Origin of the sequence: Pseudoalteromonas citrea (genome assembly GCF_000238375.3) — a bacterium.
Lineage (GTDB): Bacteria > Pseudomonadota > Gammaproteobacteria > Enterobacterales > Alteromonadaceae > Pseudoalteromonas > Pseudoalteromonas citrea.
On the sequence record NZ_AHBZ03000022.1, the window covers coordinates 281,778 to 299,358 of the forward strand.

The window sequence follows — 17,581 nt, forward strand, 5'->3', positions numbered from 1 at the left end:
CAGAGAATTTAATATCGTGTAGAATGTAAAAATTGCAATGTAAAGATAGAGTTTGTTTACTCAAGCTGCACGAAAAGTACTTTTCGGGTCGCCTGAGTTTTAGATTACAGGGTCGGAAACAGAGAATTTACCATGAAAAAAATAGCATTAACTTTAACAGTGTTGCTTGGTACGTTGTCAGCAAGCAACGCAACAGCATTTGATGGCGACGCCGAAGCGGGTAAAGCAAAGTCTGCAACATGTGCAGCGTGTCACGGCCCAGATGGCAATGCACCTGTTAATATTTATCCAAAAATTGCGGGCCAACACGCCGATTATATCTATAAGCAGTTAAAGGAATTTAAACTTGGTATGACATCAGGTGGTAGCGAAGGTCGTATGGAGCCTGTCATGAGTGGTATGGCGATGCCATTATCAGATCAAGACATGAAAGATCTAGCAGCATACTTTGCTACTTTGAAAATGAGTGCTGGTACAACACCAGAAGACGTTATTGAAGTAGGGCAAAAACTATATCGCGCAGGTGATGCAGAGCGAGGCATTCCGTCATGTGCCGCGTGTCATGGCCCACGTGGTAACGGTACGTCGCTTGCTAAATTCCCGAAAATTTCATTCCAACATCCTGAATATATCAAAGCACAGCTTGAAAAGTTCCGTGATGGCAGTCGTAATAACGACATGAACGGTATGATGGGTGATATTGCGAAAAAGCTGACTGATAAAGACATCGAAGTTTTATCTAAATACTTGGGTGGCTTGCACTAATCAGTTGCGACCAAAGTCGTACTCAACATTCTGATGTACTGATGAAAAAATAGTATTTAAGTAAAAAAGGTAGCCTTAGGCTACCTTTTTTTATGACCTCCTCCTTACGATATATCTCAAGTACCTTGTAAGACATTGACCATATAGATTTGTGCGCTTTAACTTATTTTAATCTAGTAAAAAAATATAAATCATTGTAATTACAAAACTTTAATTTTACTCATACAACTGAGCGTAAGAATTTTGTTATTAATTAGTTGTAACTAATTCAATAAAGCGTAGATTAATTGCTGTCGCCAAGGCAAAACAATAAAAGGGACAAGTCGATAGGGAAGCGTAGGTGACAAGTTTGATATCGGATGGATATCACCATAAAGGAAATAACAATAAAGTGTCAGAGAAGACCGACAATAATAAATGCATGGAAGTTAGATAATAAAAACAATATGGAAAGAAGCAAGGAAGTAAAAATAAAAACAAAACGGATGACAACATAATAAAAATAACAAAGACTTAAATAGTCGAAGGGAGAAGTGTCCAGATTGTGACGCTCAGATTAGCAGGCGGTAGAGAGTGATCTCTACCGTCTTTTTATTTATGGATTGTTTGATTACTGTTACACTACCCGCCCTAATTTATTTTCAAGAGTTTTTTCGTGCAGCCGGCTCCCAATTGCAACTTATGTGACTCAAATGATGTTATTCACTATTTTAGCGATAAGCGTCGTGATTACTGGCAATGCTCACACTGTCACTTAGTGTTTGTAGGAAGTGCTCAACATTTAAGTTCAACACAAGAAAAAGCGATTTATGATAGTCACGAAAATACCTTAGAAGATCTAGGTTACAGACATTTTCTGTCTCGTGTGAGTGAACCATTGCTTTCTCGGCTAAGGCCAGCAAGTGATGGATTAGACTTTGGCTGTGGCCCTGGGCCATTATTAGCCCAAATGCTTACTGAAGCAGGTCATAACATGTCAGTATATGACCTATACTACGCAAATGATATATCTGTACTCAATGGCCAATACGATTTTATAACGTGTACAGAAGTCATTGAACACTTAGCGCAACCTAGAAAAACATTAATACAACTATTAACCCAATTAAAGCACGGAGCGCCACTAGCAATAATGACCAAGCTGGTTATTGATGTGGATCGTTTCGCAAATTGGCATTATAAAAATGACATGACACACATCTCATTTTTTAGTCGTAAAACATTTGAATATATCGCGGTGCACTATCACTGCGAGCTCGAATTTATTGGCAAAGATGTCATTATCCTAACTAAACCTATCGCGCCAAAGGCGTTGAGTGAAGAAATACTATGACCAGAGAGAAAAAGAATCGTAAAGTAGCACCGAGCAATGGGCCAGCTAGATTGAGCAAAGATAAACTACGTGAATTGCGTGCGATTAAAGAGCAGCGTACTAAAAAGCATAAAGGTGCCAAGCCAGGATCGCGTAATGCCCAAGAAGCGAAAATAGAGACATCCAGTTCTGAGGCAAACAAAAATAAAGACAAACGTGTTGGTAGTAAAAAGCCTATCGCTCTTACACCTGAACTTGTAACACCAGTGGCAGAGCCTAAGTTACAACGCCACTTAGCACCACAGGTTGAATTGAAGAAAGTCAAAGAAACATTAACACCTGAACAAGAGCTAAACCAGCTAGAAAACGACGAGCGTTTAATGGCCTTATTAGACCGTCACGAACGCGGTGAGTTACTTACAGGTAAAGATGCCAAGTTCTTTAACCGATCAATCGCACGCCATCAGCAGCTATGTGAGATGTTAGGAATCGATGATGAGTTTGAAGAACAAGAAGTGATTGAAGATGATCCATTATCATCATTAATGAGTAATGATCTGGCTGATGAATGGTTAGATGATGAAGAGGAAAAATAATGGCTTTAATTTGGATAATCGCGATAGTAGTAGGTGCAGCTATTATTGCCGGTCTATCTTTTTATGCGGGTAAATTACTCTGGCAATTAAAAGCACAAAAAATAGAAATTGAAAAAAAGCAGGTTGAGCAGCAAGCAAAGCTTAAAGAAGCGCGTCAGACGCGTAATGCCAAGCTTGCCGATAGCATCAATCTTCTTGCCCGTGCCATGAAAGAAAAACAATGTGAGTACTCTGAAGGCTGTTTAAGAATATGGGTGCTTATCTCACAGTATAGCTTTGATAAAGAAATATCATTATCAGACACCTATCCTGGCGTACATCAGATGTACGAAGAAGTAAAAGATATGCCGACGCATGAGAGTCGTAAGAAATACTCTAAAAAAGAAATTTTCAAGATGGATAAACAGCGTTGGCGCGCTGAAGAGCGTCTAGAAAACGCGATAATGGCAGATTGTGAAAAGCTTTCGAGTGAATTTCAAGCATTGCCAAGCAGCCAGAATGTGGTTTTTCAGTAAAACGCCTCATAAAAAACCTATAAAAAAACCGATAGCAACTGAGTTGCTATCGGTTTTTTATTATATCGCCTTCAATTAATGCGCTTGTTCCCAGTTAGCGCCATGATCTGCTTCAACAATTAATGGCACATCCAATGACACCGCATTTGACATCAATTGACAGATTTTATCGCCAAACTCATCAACTTTGTCAGCAGCTATCTCAAATACCAATTCATCATGTACCTGCATAAGTAACTGAATATCATCACGTGATTGCGTGTGCAGCCAAGTCGACACATCTAACATCGCCTTTTTAATAATATCAGCTGCGGTACCTTGCATTGGCGCATTGATCGCTGCACGCTCTGCTGCTTTGCGTCGAGCCCCATTACGCGCATTTATATCAGGTAAATGTAAACGACGACCAAATAAGGTTTCAACATAGCCTTTATCCGCTGCGGCTTCACGCGTACGCTCCATATACTCGAGTACGCCAGGGAATCTCTCGAAATACTTATCCATATAATGCTGCGCTTCATTACGCGGAATATCCAATTGACGTGCCAAACCAAAAGCACTCATTCCGTATATCAATCCAAAGTTAACCGCTTTAGCTTTACGACGCATATCTGACGTGACATCCGCTAAGTCAACCGAAAATACTTCTGAAGCCGTTGCACTGTGAACATCTTTGCCTTGCTCAAAGGCATTCAATAAACCTTTATCTTGTGACAAATGCGCCATAATGCGCAGCTCTATTTGGCTATAATCCGCAGCTAAAATCACTTTGTCTTGCTGTGTCACAAAAGCCTGTCGAATACGACGACCAGATTCATTACGAATAGGGATATTTTGTAAGTTTGGATCACTTGAACTTAAACGACCCGTAGCCGTAACAGCTTGATGATAAGATGTATGTACACGACCTGTCTGCTCATTCACTAATTTAGGGAGTTTATCAGTGTATGTTGACTTTAACTTTGCTAAGCCACGATGTTCAATTATCAGCTTAGGAAGTGGGTAATCATGAGCTAGCTCTTGTAGAACTTCTTCTGCCGTTGATGGCGCACCTTTTGGCGTTTTCTTAATAATTGGCAAGCCTTGCTTTTCAAACAATATAGCTTGTAACTGCTTTGTAGAGCTTAAATTAAACTCCTCACCTGCCAATTCAAATGCTGACTTTTCGATTTCAGTTAATCTTGCAGCAATTTCGACGCTTTGATGGGCCAGCATATCACTGTCTATTTGCACACCAGTGCGCTCAACTTCAGATAACACACTTAATAAAGGCAGCTCAATCTCGTTAAAAACCGACAATAATGTTTTATGCTCTTCTAAAAGGGGCCACAAATGTAAGTGCAGTCTCAAAGTAATATCGGCATCTTCAGCGGCATACGGTCCAGCCTTGTCTAACTCAATTTGGTTAAATGTCAGCCGTGCTTTTCCTTTTCCTGCAATTTCCTCAAAAGAAATATTTTTATGACCTAAGTACTTGAGTGCCAACGAGTCCATATCATGACGTGTGCCAACACTGTTTAAGACATAAGACTCCAGCATAGTGTCATATGTAATACCATTCAGCTCAAGACCCGCTCTTGCTAAAACACTTTTATCATACTTTAAATTTTGACCCACTTTTTTAATATTGCTATCAGCTAATATTTCACCCATTTTTTCAAAAACCATCGCTTTATCGAGCTGCTCTGGCGCACCCATATAATCATGTGCAATAGGTAAATACGCTGCTTCACCCGGTTCTACGGCAAAGCTCATACCAACGAGATCCGCTTGCATATAATCAAGACTCGTGGTTTCTGTATCAAATGCGACTAACTCTGCTGACTTGAGTTTATTTAGCCATAGATCAAACTGTGCTTGCGTTAAAATCGTTTCATAATTTGCTTCAATCGCAGGTGCGGAAGGCGTAGGATCTGCTTGATTTATTGCAGGTGCTGCAGCGCCATCTAATAAATCCGCTAACCAACGTTTAAACTCACACTCAGCAAACAACTCGATCAAACGATCTTTATTGGTCTCAGTGATAGCAAAAGTATTTAGATCTTGTTCTACATCAACATCTAATTTGATCGTCGCTAATTCATATGACAGTGTTAATTGAGCTTTGTGCTCTTCCAGCTTTTTCGCCATAGTTTTTGAACCACGAAAGCCTAAGCCAGCGATTTGATCTAAGTTAGCATATAAATTATCAATAGAGCCCAAGCCTTGCAGCATCGCTAAGGCTGTTTTCTCTCCAACACCTGGGACACCTGGAATATTATCGACCTTGTCTCCCATCAACGCTAAATAATCAATGATCAGTTCAGGCGCAACGCCAAACTTATCGACGACACCTTGCGGATCCAAAATGGTATCTGTCATGGTATTGATAAGCGTAACATGATCATCGACAAGCTGAGCCATATCTTTGTCACCAGTACTTATTAATACATGACGCTTTTGCCCAGATGCAATTTTAGCAAAAGTGCCAATCACATCATCGGCTTCAACCCCGCTAATGCAAACCAAAGGTAAGCCCATGGCTTTAATGATTTCGTGTATCGGTTCAATTTGCGTGCGCAGATCATCAGGCATAGGTGGGCGGTTTGCTTTGTATTCGCTATACATCTCATTTCTGAATGTTGGACCTTTAGCGTCAAAAACAACAACCATATGACTTGGGCTATATTGTTTTAACAAACTTTTGAGCATGTTAATAACACCATATATAGCACCTGTTGCTTCCCCTTTAGAATTCGTTAAGTGTGGTGGTGAATGATAAGCACGAAAGAGGTAAGACGAGCCATCAACCAAGATCAAAGGATTTTCTGGGATCTGAGACATAATAAGGAGGATCCTAAGTGAGCTTCAATAAAAACATCGTAAGCATGCCATATGGCTAACCATAAGACGAGGAGTAATACACAGGTAATACGTCATAAATTCATAGAGTAAACTGTGGATAAGTTTGTAGATAAACACAGAAATACGCAGCCGACATAAATAAAAATGCCGCCCGTAAGTTTTAAGTATTTGATAACAAAAAGAAAATACTAGTTCTTTTTTATTCTTATAAAACGCTAAAATGTGGAAAAATATTTCTACGCTGCAAAAATATTAGAACACTCCGGTCAAAAATCAAGCTGCTATTTTCAAGCGGGAGGGTATACTACCACAAACGATCTTAGATCACAGAAGATCCTTTATAATATTTTTATCTGTCGCTACACTACCCCAAGCATAAGCCCCTTACTATTTGACTAGACGAGAGTATCTAATGAAAAAAATTGCGATCATTATCAGTGGCTGTGGCGTATTCGATGGTGCAGAAATCCACGAAACCGTATTAACCATGCTGCATATTGAACAGCTCGGCGCGCAATACCAGTGCTTTGCGCCAGATCTAGCCCAACATCATGTCATCAACCACATCAATGGCGAAGAGCAACAAGAGTCACGTAATGTATTAATTGAAGCTGCTCGCATCGCGCGTGGTGACATTCACGATTTAGCCACGCTTAATATTAGTGATTTTGACGCATTGGTTGTGCCTGGCGGTTTTGGTGTTGCTAAAAACCTCAGTGACTTTGCCTTCAATGGAGCAGACTCTAAAATATTAGACACCTTTAAAGAAACTTGCCAAAATTTTTCTGCACAAAAAAAACCCATTGCCTACTTGTGCATTGCACCCGCTTTAATAGGTCACATTCATCCCAGCGGAACTGTTGCTACAATTGGTAACGACATAAATACAGCCAAAGCAGCTGAAGCACTCGGTATTAAACATGTCCCGTGTTCTGCAACAGATATTGTCGTCGACTCGGAACATAAAGTGATAAGTACCCCAGCCTACATGTTAGCTAATTCAATTTCTGAAGCCTCTAATGGCATTGCCAAAGCCATTCAACAACTGATTGATATGACCTAACATCCCACATATAAAACAGATCAATCAGGTGCTTTTTTGCGACAACGCAAGAAAATGACTTTTTTGTCGTGATATAAGTAAGTTTACGTTTTATAAATGAGTAGGTGGCGTTATAATTGGCAAAAATTCCGTCATCTATCGTGATTGATCACGTCACAACCGAAGTGGGCAAGACAAATGAAAAAACTTTCAGCAGCACTTTTATTGCTATCTACAACGGCAATAGCGCAACCTTACGACAATGCTTTAACTGAAGAAGCAATAAAAAAACGCTTAGCTCCTGTTGGAACTGTATATTTAGCTGGTGCAGCGCCTGTTGAAGTTGTACCAAGTGGCCCTCGCTCTGGTGAGCAAGTTTATCAAGCTTCATGCTTTGCCTGTCATGGTACTGGTGCGCTTGGTGCTCCGAAAACAACGGATGAATGGGCCACACGATTAACTAAAGGACGCGATATGTTAATCGATCACGCTATCAATGGCTTTAATGCGATGCCACCACGTGGTACGTGTATGGACTGTTCTGACGATGAAATTGCAGCAGCCGTTGATTTCATGACAGCAAAATAGCTTTTAGAGCTGAAGATTCTAAGATCTTCAGCTCAACTCCCATTTAGTACGACGCTTCAAAATTTATCATGAAGATTGCCTTGACCCTTGTTCATAAAAATGAAAATATACGATTAATATTCGTGCAAATAATAATAACTTTGGGTTAAATCATTGGAAGATCCCGCAGCACTACTGCGCAAGCTTACTCGTAAAAACCAAAAACTCGAGTCCTTGTTAAAAAAGTACAAACAAAACAACCATCTGCAACATGCTCTAATTCTTCTTTCTGAGCAAGCAAGTACGGTTGCAGAATTGACGCTGCTATACCCTGCTATTCACGATATTCTCGTTCAACACCTTCCCTGTAAAAGTTTCTATGTTGTTCTGCAAAACCAATTTTCTCAAGCACTGGAATTATCCTATTTCGTAGATGAAAAAGATGGTATTGCTGTACCGTTACACGAAGCTCATCACTTTTCACAAGGCGTAACTGGCCATGTTTTTAGAGAAGGAAAAACCCTTTATTTAACCCTCGATGAAATGCAAAAACAAGCTGAAACGGGTTTATTTAAAGCGCTTGGAAGCCCTGCTGAACACTGGGTTGGCGTACCAATCTACCGTGAAAAAATCATTATTGGTGTCATGGTGTCTCAAAGCTATCAAAAAGAACAAAGCTATAATGAACAACAAATAGAGTTACTCGAAGTTATGTCACTTTATTTGGCTACCGCGATAGAGCGGGTAAAAAAGCGAGAGCTACTTGAATCAGAGGTCAAAATCCGTACCCGAGCTTTAATGCAAAGTAATGAAGCTTTAAACAAAGAAATTGATCAGAGAAAACGCGCGCTAGAACGCCAACAGATCCTATTTAAGATCTCTGAATTAGCGACACAATTTAATGATATTGATGATGTATACCAACAAGTTCATCATATTATTCGTTCCATTACATTTGCCGATAATCTGTTTATTGCCCTATATGATAAAAATACAGGATGGCTAAGCTTCCCTTATTGTGTTGATGAAGTCTCAGATTATAAACCTCGACCATTCGCTAAAGGCTATAGTGAATTAGTCATTAGTACTGAACAGAGTCAGCTTATTGACATTGAAAGGGCACAAGCGCTAGTGGATAGCCAGATTGTAGTGCGATCTAAACATTATAAACTACAAAAATTCGCGACCAGCTGGATGGGTGCCCCCCTTAAAACTGCGAATGGAGTTATCGGGCTCATTGCTTGCCAAGCTTATGACCATAAATACGAATTTAATCATGATGATATTGAGCTCATTTCATTTGTTTCAAACCAAATTGCATCGGTATTACAAACACATTTAGCAAATCAAGCACTCAAAGCAAGTCACTCACAATTAGAGCATCGCGTTGCAGACAAAACAAAAGCACTGCAACAATCAAATATGCACTTGCAAATGCAAATTGAAGAGCGAAAAAAAATTGAGCAACAGTTATATCATGACGCACATCATGACTCACTAACGAGCTTACCTAATCGTAGCCTTTTTTTGACTCAACTAGAAAAAACATTACAGAAGTTCCAACGCCACCCAGAGCATAATTTTGCAGTGCTCTTTATTGATCTTGATAAATTCAAACGGATCAACGACGAACTTGGTCACCAAGCTGGCGACCAGTTTTTAATTTGGGTTGCACAAGCTTTTTCTGAGTGTATACGCGAACATGATTTGCTCGCTAGACTGGCTGGCGATGAGTTTGTCATCTTACTTGATCATTTAAGTGACCGGCAGCAAGCGGAAGATGTGGCTAAACGTATTATTAAAGTGATGCAACAACCTTTTTGTATGAAAGGAGTATGTATGCAAAGTGGTGCCAGTATCGGCATTACATACAGTAATAAGCATTATCATAATACCGATGAAATTATTCGTGATGCAGACGCAGCCATGTACTATGCAAAAAATGCGGGGAGAGGTCGCTACGAGTTTTATCACCCATTATTAACGGTTGCTACCGGGAATCATAAGCCGCCCGAATATCATCACTTAAGCGCCTTACCCACTCACTTTAGAGGCACGGATATTAGTGATTTAACACTCGCCAGTGATGATATAACTATGCTGGAAGCTTTTGGGGAGCATCCTGTTCTTGGCAGCACAAGCTTTGATATATTAAAGAAATTTGCTGCTGAAAAGGCCGAACATATTGCCATCGAATTACAGCTATTGGAACAAGCACTGAAATTAGCGAGTCTACCAGGGAAAGATTTATTACTTTCCTGCTCCACTATATTATTAGAGCAGCAGGTCTTTACGCAATTATGCGAAAAGTTAGCCCGTCAGCCCCATTCATTGTGTTTGTTATTCGAGGAAACGGAAATTCGCTATGCTTCAAATCAACAACAAGAAAACCTAAACACACTCACCAATCTAGGTTACACAATTGGTATCAATGACTTTGCTAAAGACCGCTGTGATCTGACCTTGCTCAGTCAAATTCCATTCACCTATGTATTATTAAGTTCGACGTTTAGTAAAAGAGTGCTGCAACAAACTAGCTACGAAGCGCAGTTAAAAGGAATATTAGCCGTCACCCAATTGCAGGATATGCAAGTCATTGCCAAAGGGCCTGCTATTTTGAATTTTAGAAGTTTACTAGAAAGTCATGGTCTTACACGGTTCTTTGGCAAGCAACACAATATAGAACAGATACATAACACAAATATATCAGAGCGGGATACCCGCCCTGAGTCAGAAAAACTAACGTTTTAACATTGCCCTTAAGTTAGCAACTCGTGCCTGCCCTTGCTCCATTCGCTCATTTTGCGACGCAACGGTTTTCTTTTTACCTTCATACTGTAAATCATCTTGCGGTAACTCTAATACAAAGCGACTTAACTCTGGGGTAGACACATCGCCAAATTGGCGACGATTTTTCGCATAGGTCATTGTCAATGTTTCTTGCGCTCGTGTTATGCCCACATACGCCAAACGTCGTTCTTCTTCAACATTCTCTTCATCAATGCTAGTTTGATGCGGTAAAAAACCTTCTTCCATTCCAACCATAAATACATGAGGGTACTCTAAGCCTTTAGATGCATGCAACGTAAGTAATTGAACGGCGTCACTGTCATCTTCTTCCTCGTTACGTTCCAACATATCACGCAATGTGAGCTTACTCACCACTTCAGGTAAAGTCATCGGCGGATTATCCGCATCTCCCGTAAGCATATCTGTGATCCACTTATACAGCTCAGACACATTTTTCATGCGCATCTCTGCGGCTTTCGGGCTGGGTGAAGACTCATATAAGTACGCTTCATAATTAATTTCACGTACCATGTCTTTCACTGCTTCCAACGTATCGCCTCGTACAGCTCTATCTGATAATTCCACAACCCAACGTGCAAAACCCATCAAAGCGTTGTAACCACGTCCCGCTAAACGCTGAGTAAGTTCAGCTTCAAAGCAGGCGGCAAATAAACCAATATGACGCTCATTGGCCAAGCTTCCTAACTTCTCTAACGTCACAGGGCCTATTTCTCTGCGTGGCGTATTCACCACGCGAAGAAATGCATTATCATCGTCCTGATTCACCAATAGCCTCAAGTACGCCATAATATCTTTAATCTCACTGCGTGAGAAAAACGACATACCACCGCTGATTTTATAGGGAATACGGTTACTCATTAAAGATTTTTCAAATACCCGAGCCTGATGATTACCACGGTACAAAATGGCATAATCTCTATAACTAGTACGCTTCATAAACTTATGCGAGATAATTTCAGCAACCACACGCTCAGCTTCATGCTCTTCGTCTCGGGTGGCAATCACACGAATGGGCTCTCCCATTTCTAACTCACTGAATAATTGCTTATCAAATTCATGTGGGTTATTCGCAATTAATATATTCGCCGCTTTAAGCACCCGCTTTACGCTGCGGTAATTTTGCTCCAACTTAATCAACTTTAAGCCCGGAAAGTCTTTGGAAAGTAGCACTAAGTTTTGTGGTTTTGCGCCTCGCCATGAGTAAATGGACTGGTCGTCATCCCCTACTACGGTAAACCGAGCACGTTCGCCTACTAACAATTTAACAAGTTGGTATTGACTGGTATTGGTATCTTGATATTCATCCACCAATAAGTAACGAAAACGGCTTTGCCAACGCTCTCTTACTGCAGCATTTTGACCCAGTAAAAGGGTTGGGATCATAATTAAGTCATCAAAATCTAATGCATTATAGGCACGTAACTGAATTTGATACCGAGCATAAAGCTGAGCAAACAGTGCTTTTTGTGGCTCTCGTGCATCTTGTATTGCACGCTCTGGCAGAATAAGCTCATTTTTCCAATTACCAATCTGCATTTTCAGCAAATTCAGCAAATCCTTATCTTTTTCTAGTTCTTTTTCTGTTAAATCGCTTAATAGCTGATTGGTATCTTGATCATCTAATAATGAAAAGCCAGGCTTATAACCCAAAGTTTTCAGCTCTTTCTTTATCACCTCTAAGCCCAATGTGTGAAACGTAGAAACCCATAATCCTTTAGACTCTTTTTTCCCTAGTGTTTGTAGTACCCGTTCCCGCATTTCTTTCGCAGCTTTATTAGTAAAGGTCACAGCCGCAATATTTTTAGCGTGATATTCACATTCTTGTACTAAATACGCGATTTTATTCGTGATAACACGAGTTTTTCCTGAGCCTGCTCCAGCCAAGACCAAACATGGTCCACTTATGTATTTTACTGCTTCATCTTGTTTTGGATTCAGTTTCATCATCGTGCTTATTAAATACCATCAATGACAGCATTTTAACGTAAACCGTACTATGCGCCTAGCAACCATGTTAACTTAACATTCGGCATCATGTATGCCTTGTACATATTGTTTAGGGGTCATAGAGAATTGTTTTTTAAAGCAAGCACTAAAATAAGCGGGGGAGTTAAAACCTACATCATCAGACACCTGCGATACGCTGACTCCTCGGCGCAATATTGATTGGGATTGAAATAATCTATATTGGCGGATATATTCATTTGGCGTGACTCCAGCCACTGAAGTTAACTTGCGATGTAACTGACGCTCGCTCAATGCAACCTCTTTAGCAAGTTGAGAGACTGACAATGAAGCGTCTGAATACAGACTACTAAGCGCCTTATCTATTTTGGCTATAAATAATACGGCGGCGCTATCAAATAGCTCAGGTGAATAATCTTTTGACTTGCGTTGTTGAATTTCACGTTGCCAACGCTGCCTATTCGCGTTCTGAAGTTGCAGAATATTACGCACTTTTAATTCAAGTTCAGGTACACTGAAAGGCTTGTGTAAGTAGTCGTTAGCATGCAACTTTAATCCTTTGAGCTTTTTCTCATCACTCATATTTGCAGTCAGAAGTAGTACAGGGATATGCCCTGTGAGCTCGTTTGATTTTATCTGTGTAACTAATTCAAATCCATCAAGCTTTGGCATCATCACATCAGAAATAATCAAATCTGGTAAAACTTCATTTGCCATCAATACACCGTCATAACCATCTTTGGCTGTCACGACTTGAAACTGCTGTGCAAAAATACTAACAATAAAATTCAGCATATCGGGCGTATCGTCTATGATTAATAACGTCAATTTACTCAAGCTTTCTGTAGTATCGTCATACATACTGACATTGTAATTAAGGTCTAAAATCTCCTCAGGGAATGCCGAGCCGTATGTTGTTTTTATAGGATTCAGATCTAAACGGGAAGAAACAGCAAACTCAATACCAAAACAGCTCCCTTTGCCCAGCTCTGATGACACCGAAATATGCCCTCCTATTTTATGTACTAACTCTTTAACCAAGTTCAGACCTATCCCTTGCCCTTGTGTGAACTGTTTCCCAGCTGATGTTCTATACTCAGCCTCAAATATACGCTCTAAGTAGCCCGCTTCTATGCCAATTCCCTGATCTTTAACTTGTAGTAGACAGACCTCTTTTTCATTTTGTGAAAAACTGCGCAAGGTAACCTCCATGCGACTATTCATGGGGCTATACTTAATGGCATTACTTAGCAGGTTACTCACACACTTTTCTAGTTCATCAGTCCCCGCCATCACATAGATACCCTCCACAATATCTATGTGGCATGTCATATTTCTACTGACTAAAAGATTATTAAACACTTTGATTTGCGCTAAGCAAATTGCAGAAAAATCATACCGATTTGTCATAACTGCATTATCTGGTTGTTCGCTGGATACCATCATCAACTGCTCAACCAAAACTTTTAACCGCTTAGCATTCGACGCGATTAACTGTGCTAACAGTACACGCTGACTATGCTCTTCTTGCCTTATAATCTGCTCTGCAGGCCCTTGTAGCAAAGTGATAGGCGTCATCAATTCATGTGATAATGTCCGTAACAAGCTTGAGCGCTCTGACTCTGCCTTTGACAAATCTCTTGCTTGGGCACTCAACTTTTCGTTTTGACGCCCTATTTTCGCAGTTTGGCGCTGCACTTCTTGTTCTAATAATTGCTGCTTTTCTCGCAGAGCACGCAGGCGCGCTCTATAGATTAACGTGATCCCTAGTAAAACAACAAATACATAGACTGACATTGCAACTTTCGTTGCATACCAAGGCGTCGCAACTGAGAAATCGAATTGAGTACTCACAGGATCCCAATTCCCTTCACTATCAGTACTTTTTACGATCAGTGAATACTGACCCCAAGGTAATTTGGGAATAATTAAATCCCGCTCATTTGCCAATTCAACCCAAATATCTGAAAGGCCTAGTACTTTATATTTAAAAACGTGCTTTGACGAACTTTGCATATTCAAATTGGCAAATGAGAAGCGCAGACTTGCATGATCATAAGGAATACTATGCAATTGCAATTGATTAAAAGACCGTTGTTGCTCTCCTGAAGCGTGCGTCACCATTACCTCACTCACGGTAGGTCGGGAGCTCATCACGTGCAATTTAAGGGGTGAAATTGCTGTAAAGCCCTTCGTTGAAGTAAATAACAACTTGCCCTGTTCCGTTGTGGTCGTCGCACCGGGCAAATACCCATTTGGAAACAGTCCATCACCTTTATCATAGTAACGCAATTGCTGATTTTTGTGATGCCAAGTAACAATGCCTTTAGCATAAGCAAACCACATTAGGCCGTGCGCACTATTCATACTGGCATTTTCAATATTTGCTATTTGATTGGGCAGTGCGAGCCAACGTTTTAATTGCGTGTCATATGCCTTCGTTCCATCATTAGTTTGCATCCACATAATATGCGAGTCGTCTAAAGCAAAGTCATAGACGCTCAATTCAGAAGACTGTGGTGGCAAGAGCGCATCACTAAATTCACCCGATACTAAATCGAAAGATTGAAGGCCTTTTGAGGTAGCTATCCATAATAGCTTATCTTCAATGATTAGTTTATGGACTCGATCACTCAGTAACCGAGAGTTGCCGGTATCGTAGCGTATGACTTTACGGGTAAGAATATTTAAGTGCGTTATTCCCGCAAAACTATGACTTAACCAGTACTCATGAAGCGCACTATTACCGATAGAATAAATTTGCTCAGGAATAGTAAGTTCTAACAAATCAAATCTGTCCAGCACTTGCCCTGAGCGAGGATCAATTTTGAGTAGTGCATCATACATACTCGCCCAGATATACCCTGCTCCATCGACAGATAAACCATGAACAGAGCTACTTTTTTCAATACACTTTAACCGTACTCCATCAACTGAATATTTACACAACCCAAAGAGGTGATCCGCAACCCAAACTGCCCGCTGGTGGTATGCTATATCATTGATTTCATAGCTTGAGTAAGGTGATGCATGGTTAAATAATGTATTGCGAAAGGCTTGGCTACTTGGCGTACTCTTAAAAATACCATCATTAAAACTGCCGTAAATATTAACGTCTGCATCTGAAAATAACGTCAATAGTGGAGGGTACAATGATGAAGGTTCAACACCAGCAGAGGTGATACTTATTAAACCACTGTTTAATGAGGCAGCAATAACTTTCTCACCTTGGGTGGTGACATCATATACGTACCCTGTTGTCTCAAACCCTTCGAGATCTAAATGTTCTAAACGCACTTCATTTTTAGCAGGATCGTAATAGCCTAACCCCAAACCATGAACAGACAACCAAATAGTGCCATCTGGTAACTTCCCAACTTTATCGGCATACACAGGCTCCTGAGAGTTAAATACAATACGTGTTGTATGATTAGACTCTTTATTAAAAATGTAAACTCCTGATTTAGAAGCTAACAATAAATTTTCAGCATCCACTTCAGTCAATGACAGCACAGTTTCCAAATTCAGAACTGACGGTGAGCTATATGGTGAAACAGCGATCAGTTGCTCATCTACTATTCGCCCTAACCCTTGCTCTGTACCAACCCAAATTTGTTGATCAGTCGACTCCAGTATGTCATAAATATTCTCCGAACTTTCAGACTCAACTGCAATTTTTTCAAAAAAATCAGCATCCTTATTTAATAATTCAAGTCCTTGCTTCCCCCCTATCCACAGTCTTTTTTGGCTATCTTCGACAATTTTTCTCACCCAATGTGACTGAGATAATTTGGGTGATGAGATGGACACTCCCAAATCGGCGTCAATGCGCCAAACTAAAGGTGTGTTTTTAACGATAGTTAGTAGGAGCATCCATCATGAATAACGTTAGTATATTAAGCATCGATTTAGCAAAAAATGTCTTTCAACTTCTTGGAATTGATGAACACGGAAAACCTTGTTTCTCAAAGCGGGTTTCTAGAGTAAAACTCCATGAAATAATCCTTAATTTACCGCCTTGTGAAGTCGTTATGGAAGCTTGTTCATCCTCTCACTACTGGGGCAGAGCATGTTTAAATTCTGGTCATCAAGTTAATTTAATCCCTGCACAACATGTCACCCCATTTGTACGTGGTAACAAAAATGATAAAAATGATTGTTTGGCAATATATGAAGCAAGTAGAAGGCCTAACATTCGCTTTGTTCCCATAAAAAGTGAACAGCAACAAGCTGTGCTTTGTCTACATAGAATACGAGAAAGGCTACTCAGTACTCGTACTGCCTGTATAAATCAAACTCGAAGTTTACTCCTCGAATTTGGGTTTCACATTCCCAAAGCATACTCTGTATTCAAAAAGCATATCCATGAACTTTTATCACAAGATGTTCAACCTGTTATTCGCCTCATGTTGTTAGAAGTACAACAAGAGTTAGAAAACTATGATAAAAAAATTAAACTAATGGATACCTTGTTTCAACAAACTAATACCCACAACACCAGTGCAGAAATTATGCAATCAATTCCTGGGATTGGCCCTATCATTGCCTCCGCGTTTAGCGCTAGTATCGATAAAGGGCAAGCATTTAAAAGTGCGAAAGACTTTAGCGTCTGGCTTGGCCTTACGCCTAGGCAATATGCGTCTGGTGAAACAAATCGTTTGGGCACAATTACTAAACGTGGAGATGGGTACCTCAGAAAACAACTTATTCATGGTGCTCGAACGGTTGTGAACCACGCGCATAAAAAAGACGATGACCTGAACCTATGGGTCACTGCCATCAAGCAAAGGCGTGGTGTGAATAAAGCTGCGGTTGCAATGGCGCATCGTCTGGCAAGATTAATGTGGATATTACTTCAAAAAAATGAATATTACCGCCCCATACGTTCATGCAACCAGGTTCAAGGTAATGTTTAAACACCAAGTTAGATTGGCAAGCAGCTCGTAAAAGACAAGGGTGACTTAACCCGAGTGGGTGTTGAGAGTACTTGCCAATCGCCTATCATTGTTCGCTACAGTTAGATGAAAAAAGGCCTAGCCTGCCTATACAAAACCCGGCAAAGGCACGGTATATAAACCGCTTGGGTGTATTCAAATTAGGGTGTATAGGCTCGAAGCTCATTAGGGGCACTGAAATAACAGTTAAGCCCGGATATATGTCAGAG

The 17,581-nt window shown here is 40.3% G+C and carries 11 protein-coding genes; 8 read left to right on the forward strand and 3 right to left on the reverse strand.

What is annotated here, in order from left to right; translation table 11 throughout:
- The first annotated feature begins 132 nt into the window (after positions 1-132).
- The 4 genes from PCIT_RS15645 to PCIT_RS15660 all read left to right on the forward strand — a co-directional run bounded on the left by PCIT_RS15645 (position 133) and on the right by PCIT_RS15660 (position 3,188).
- Positions 133-765 carry a c-type cytochrome gene (locus tag PCIT_RS15645; RefSeq protein ID WP_010365524.1) on the forward strand — a complete coding sequence of 211 codons (633 nt, stop codon included), beginning with the start codon at positions 133-135 and terminating at the stop codon, positions 763-765.
- A 655-nt stretch (positions 766-1,420) separates the two neighbouring features.
- Positions 1,421-2,098: a class I SAM-dependent methyltransferase gene (locus PCIT_RS15650; protein WP_010365522.1), complete on the forward strand. Its 678-nt coding sequence runs from the start codon at positions 1,421-1,423 to the stop codon at positions 2,096-2,098.
- Positions 2,095-2,673 carry a Der GTPase-activating protein YihI gene (gene yihI / locus PCIT_RS15655; protein WP_010365520.1) on the forward strand — a complete coding sequence of 193 codons (579 nt, stop codon included), beginning with the start codon at positions 2,095-2,097 and terminating at the stop codon, positions 2,671-2,673. Before PCIT_RS15650 ends, yihI begins: the two co-directional genes overlap by 4 nt.
- Positions 2,673-3,188 carry a DUF2489 domain-containing protein gene (locus PCIT_RS15660; RefSeq protein ID WP_010365519.1) on the forward strand — a complete coding sequence of 172 codons (516 nt, stop codon included), beginning with the start codon at positions 2,673-2,675 and terminating at the stop codon, positions 3,186-3,188. The genes yihI and PCIT_RS15660 overlap by 1 nt, the downstream gene beginning before the upstream one ends.
- A gap of 75 nt (positions 3,189-3,263) precedes the next feature.
- Here the strand turns inward: PCIT_RS15660 and polA are convergent, their stop codons facing one another.
- Complete coding sequence (gene polA, locus PCIT_RS15665) at positions 3,264-6,011, reverse strand: DNA polymerase I (protein ID WP_010365517.1); 2,748 nt, start codon at positions 6,009-6,011, stop codon at positions 3,264-3,266.
- Between the two features lie 433 nt (positions 6,012-6,444).
- Between polA and elbB the strand changes: the two genes are divergently transcribed.
- From elbB to PCIT_RS15680, 3 genes are all read left to right on the forward strand, one after another.
- Positions 6,445-7,095 (forward strand): isoprenoid biosynthesis glyoxalase ElbB, encoded by a 651-nt coding sequence (gene elbB, locus PCIT_RS15670; protein WP_010365515.1) that lies wholly within the window; start codon positions 6,445-6,447, stop codon positions 7,093-7,095.
- A 177-nt stretch (positions 7,096-7,272) separates the two neighbouring features.
- Positions 7,273-7,662, forward strand: a complete 390-nt coding sequence (locus PCIT_RS15675) for a c-type cytochrome (protein WP_010365513.1) — start codon at positions 7,273-7,275, stop codon at positions 7,660-7,662.
- A gap of 153 nt (positions 7,663-7,815) precedes the next feature.
- Positions 7,816-10,392: a diguanylate cyclase domain-containing protein gene (locus PCIT_RS15680; protein ID WP_010365511.1), complete on the forward strand. Its 2,577-nt coding sequence runs from the start codon at positions 7,816-7,818 to the stop codon at positions 10,390-10,392.
- Here the strand turns inward: PCIT_RS15680 and rep are convergent.
- Both rep and PCIT_RS15690 read right to left on the reverse strand, forming a co-directional pair.
- The gene (rep, locus tag PCIT_RS15685) at positions 10,381-12,396 is read right to left on the reverse strand and encodes a DNA helicase Rep (protein WP_010365508.1); all 2,016 of its coding nucleotides are present in this window, start codon (positions 12,394-12,396) and stop codon (positions 10,381-10,383) included. The two genes, PCIT_RS15680 and rep, sit on opposite strands and share 12 nt — an antisense overlap.
- A 75-nt stretch (positions 12,397-12,471) precedes the next feature.
- Positions 12,472-16,290 (reverse strand): hybrid sensor histidine kinase/response regulator transcription factor, encoded by a 3,819-nt coding sequence (locus PCIT_RS15690; RefSeq protein ID WP_192992813.1) that lies wholly within the window; start codon positions 16,288-16,290, stop codon positions 12,472-12,474.
- 5 nt (positions 16,291-16,295) lie between these two features.
- Here PCIT_RS15690 and PCIT_RS15695 point away from each other — a divergent pair, with 5 nt between their 5' ends.
- The gene (locus PCIT_RS15695; RefSeq protein ID WP_192992814.1) at positions 16,296-17,333 is read left to right on the forward strand and encodes an IS110 family RNA-guided transposase; all 1,038 of its coding nucleotides are present in this window, start codon (positions 16,296-16,298) and stop codon (positions 17,331-17,333) included.
- Positions 17,334-17,581: the final 248 nt, after the last annotated feature.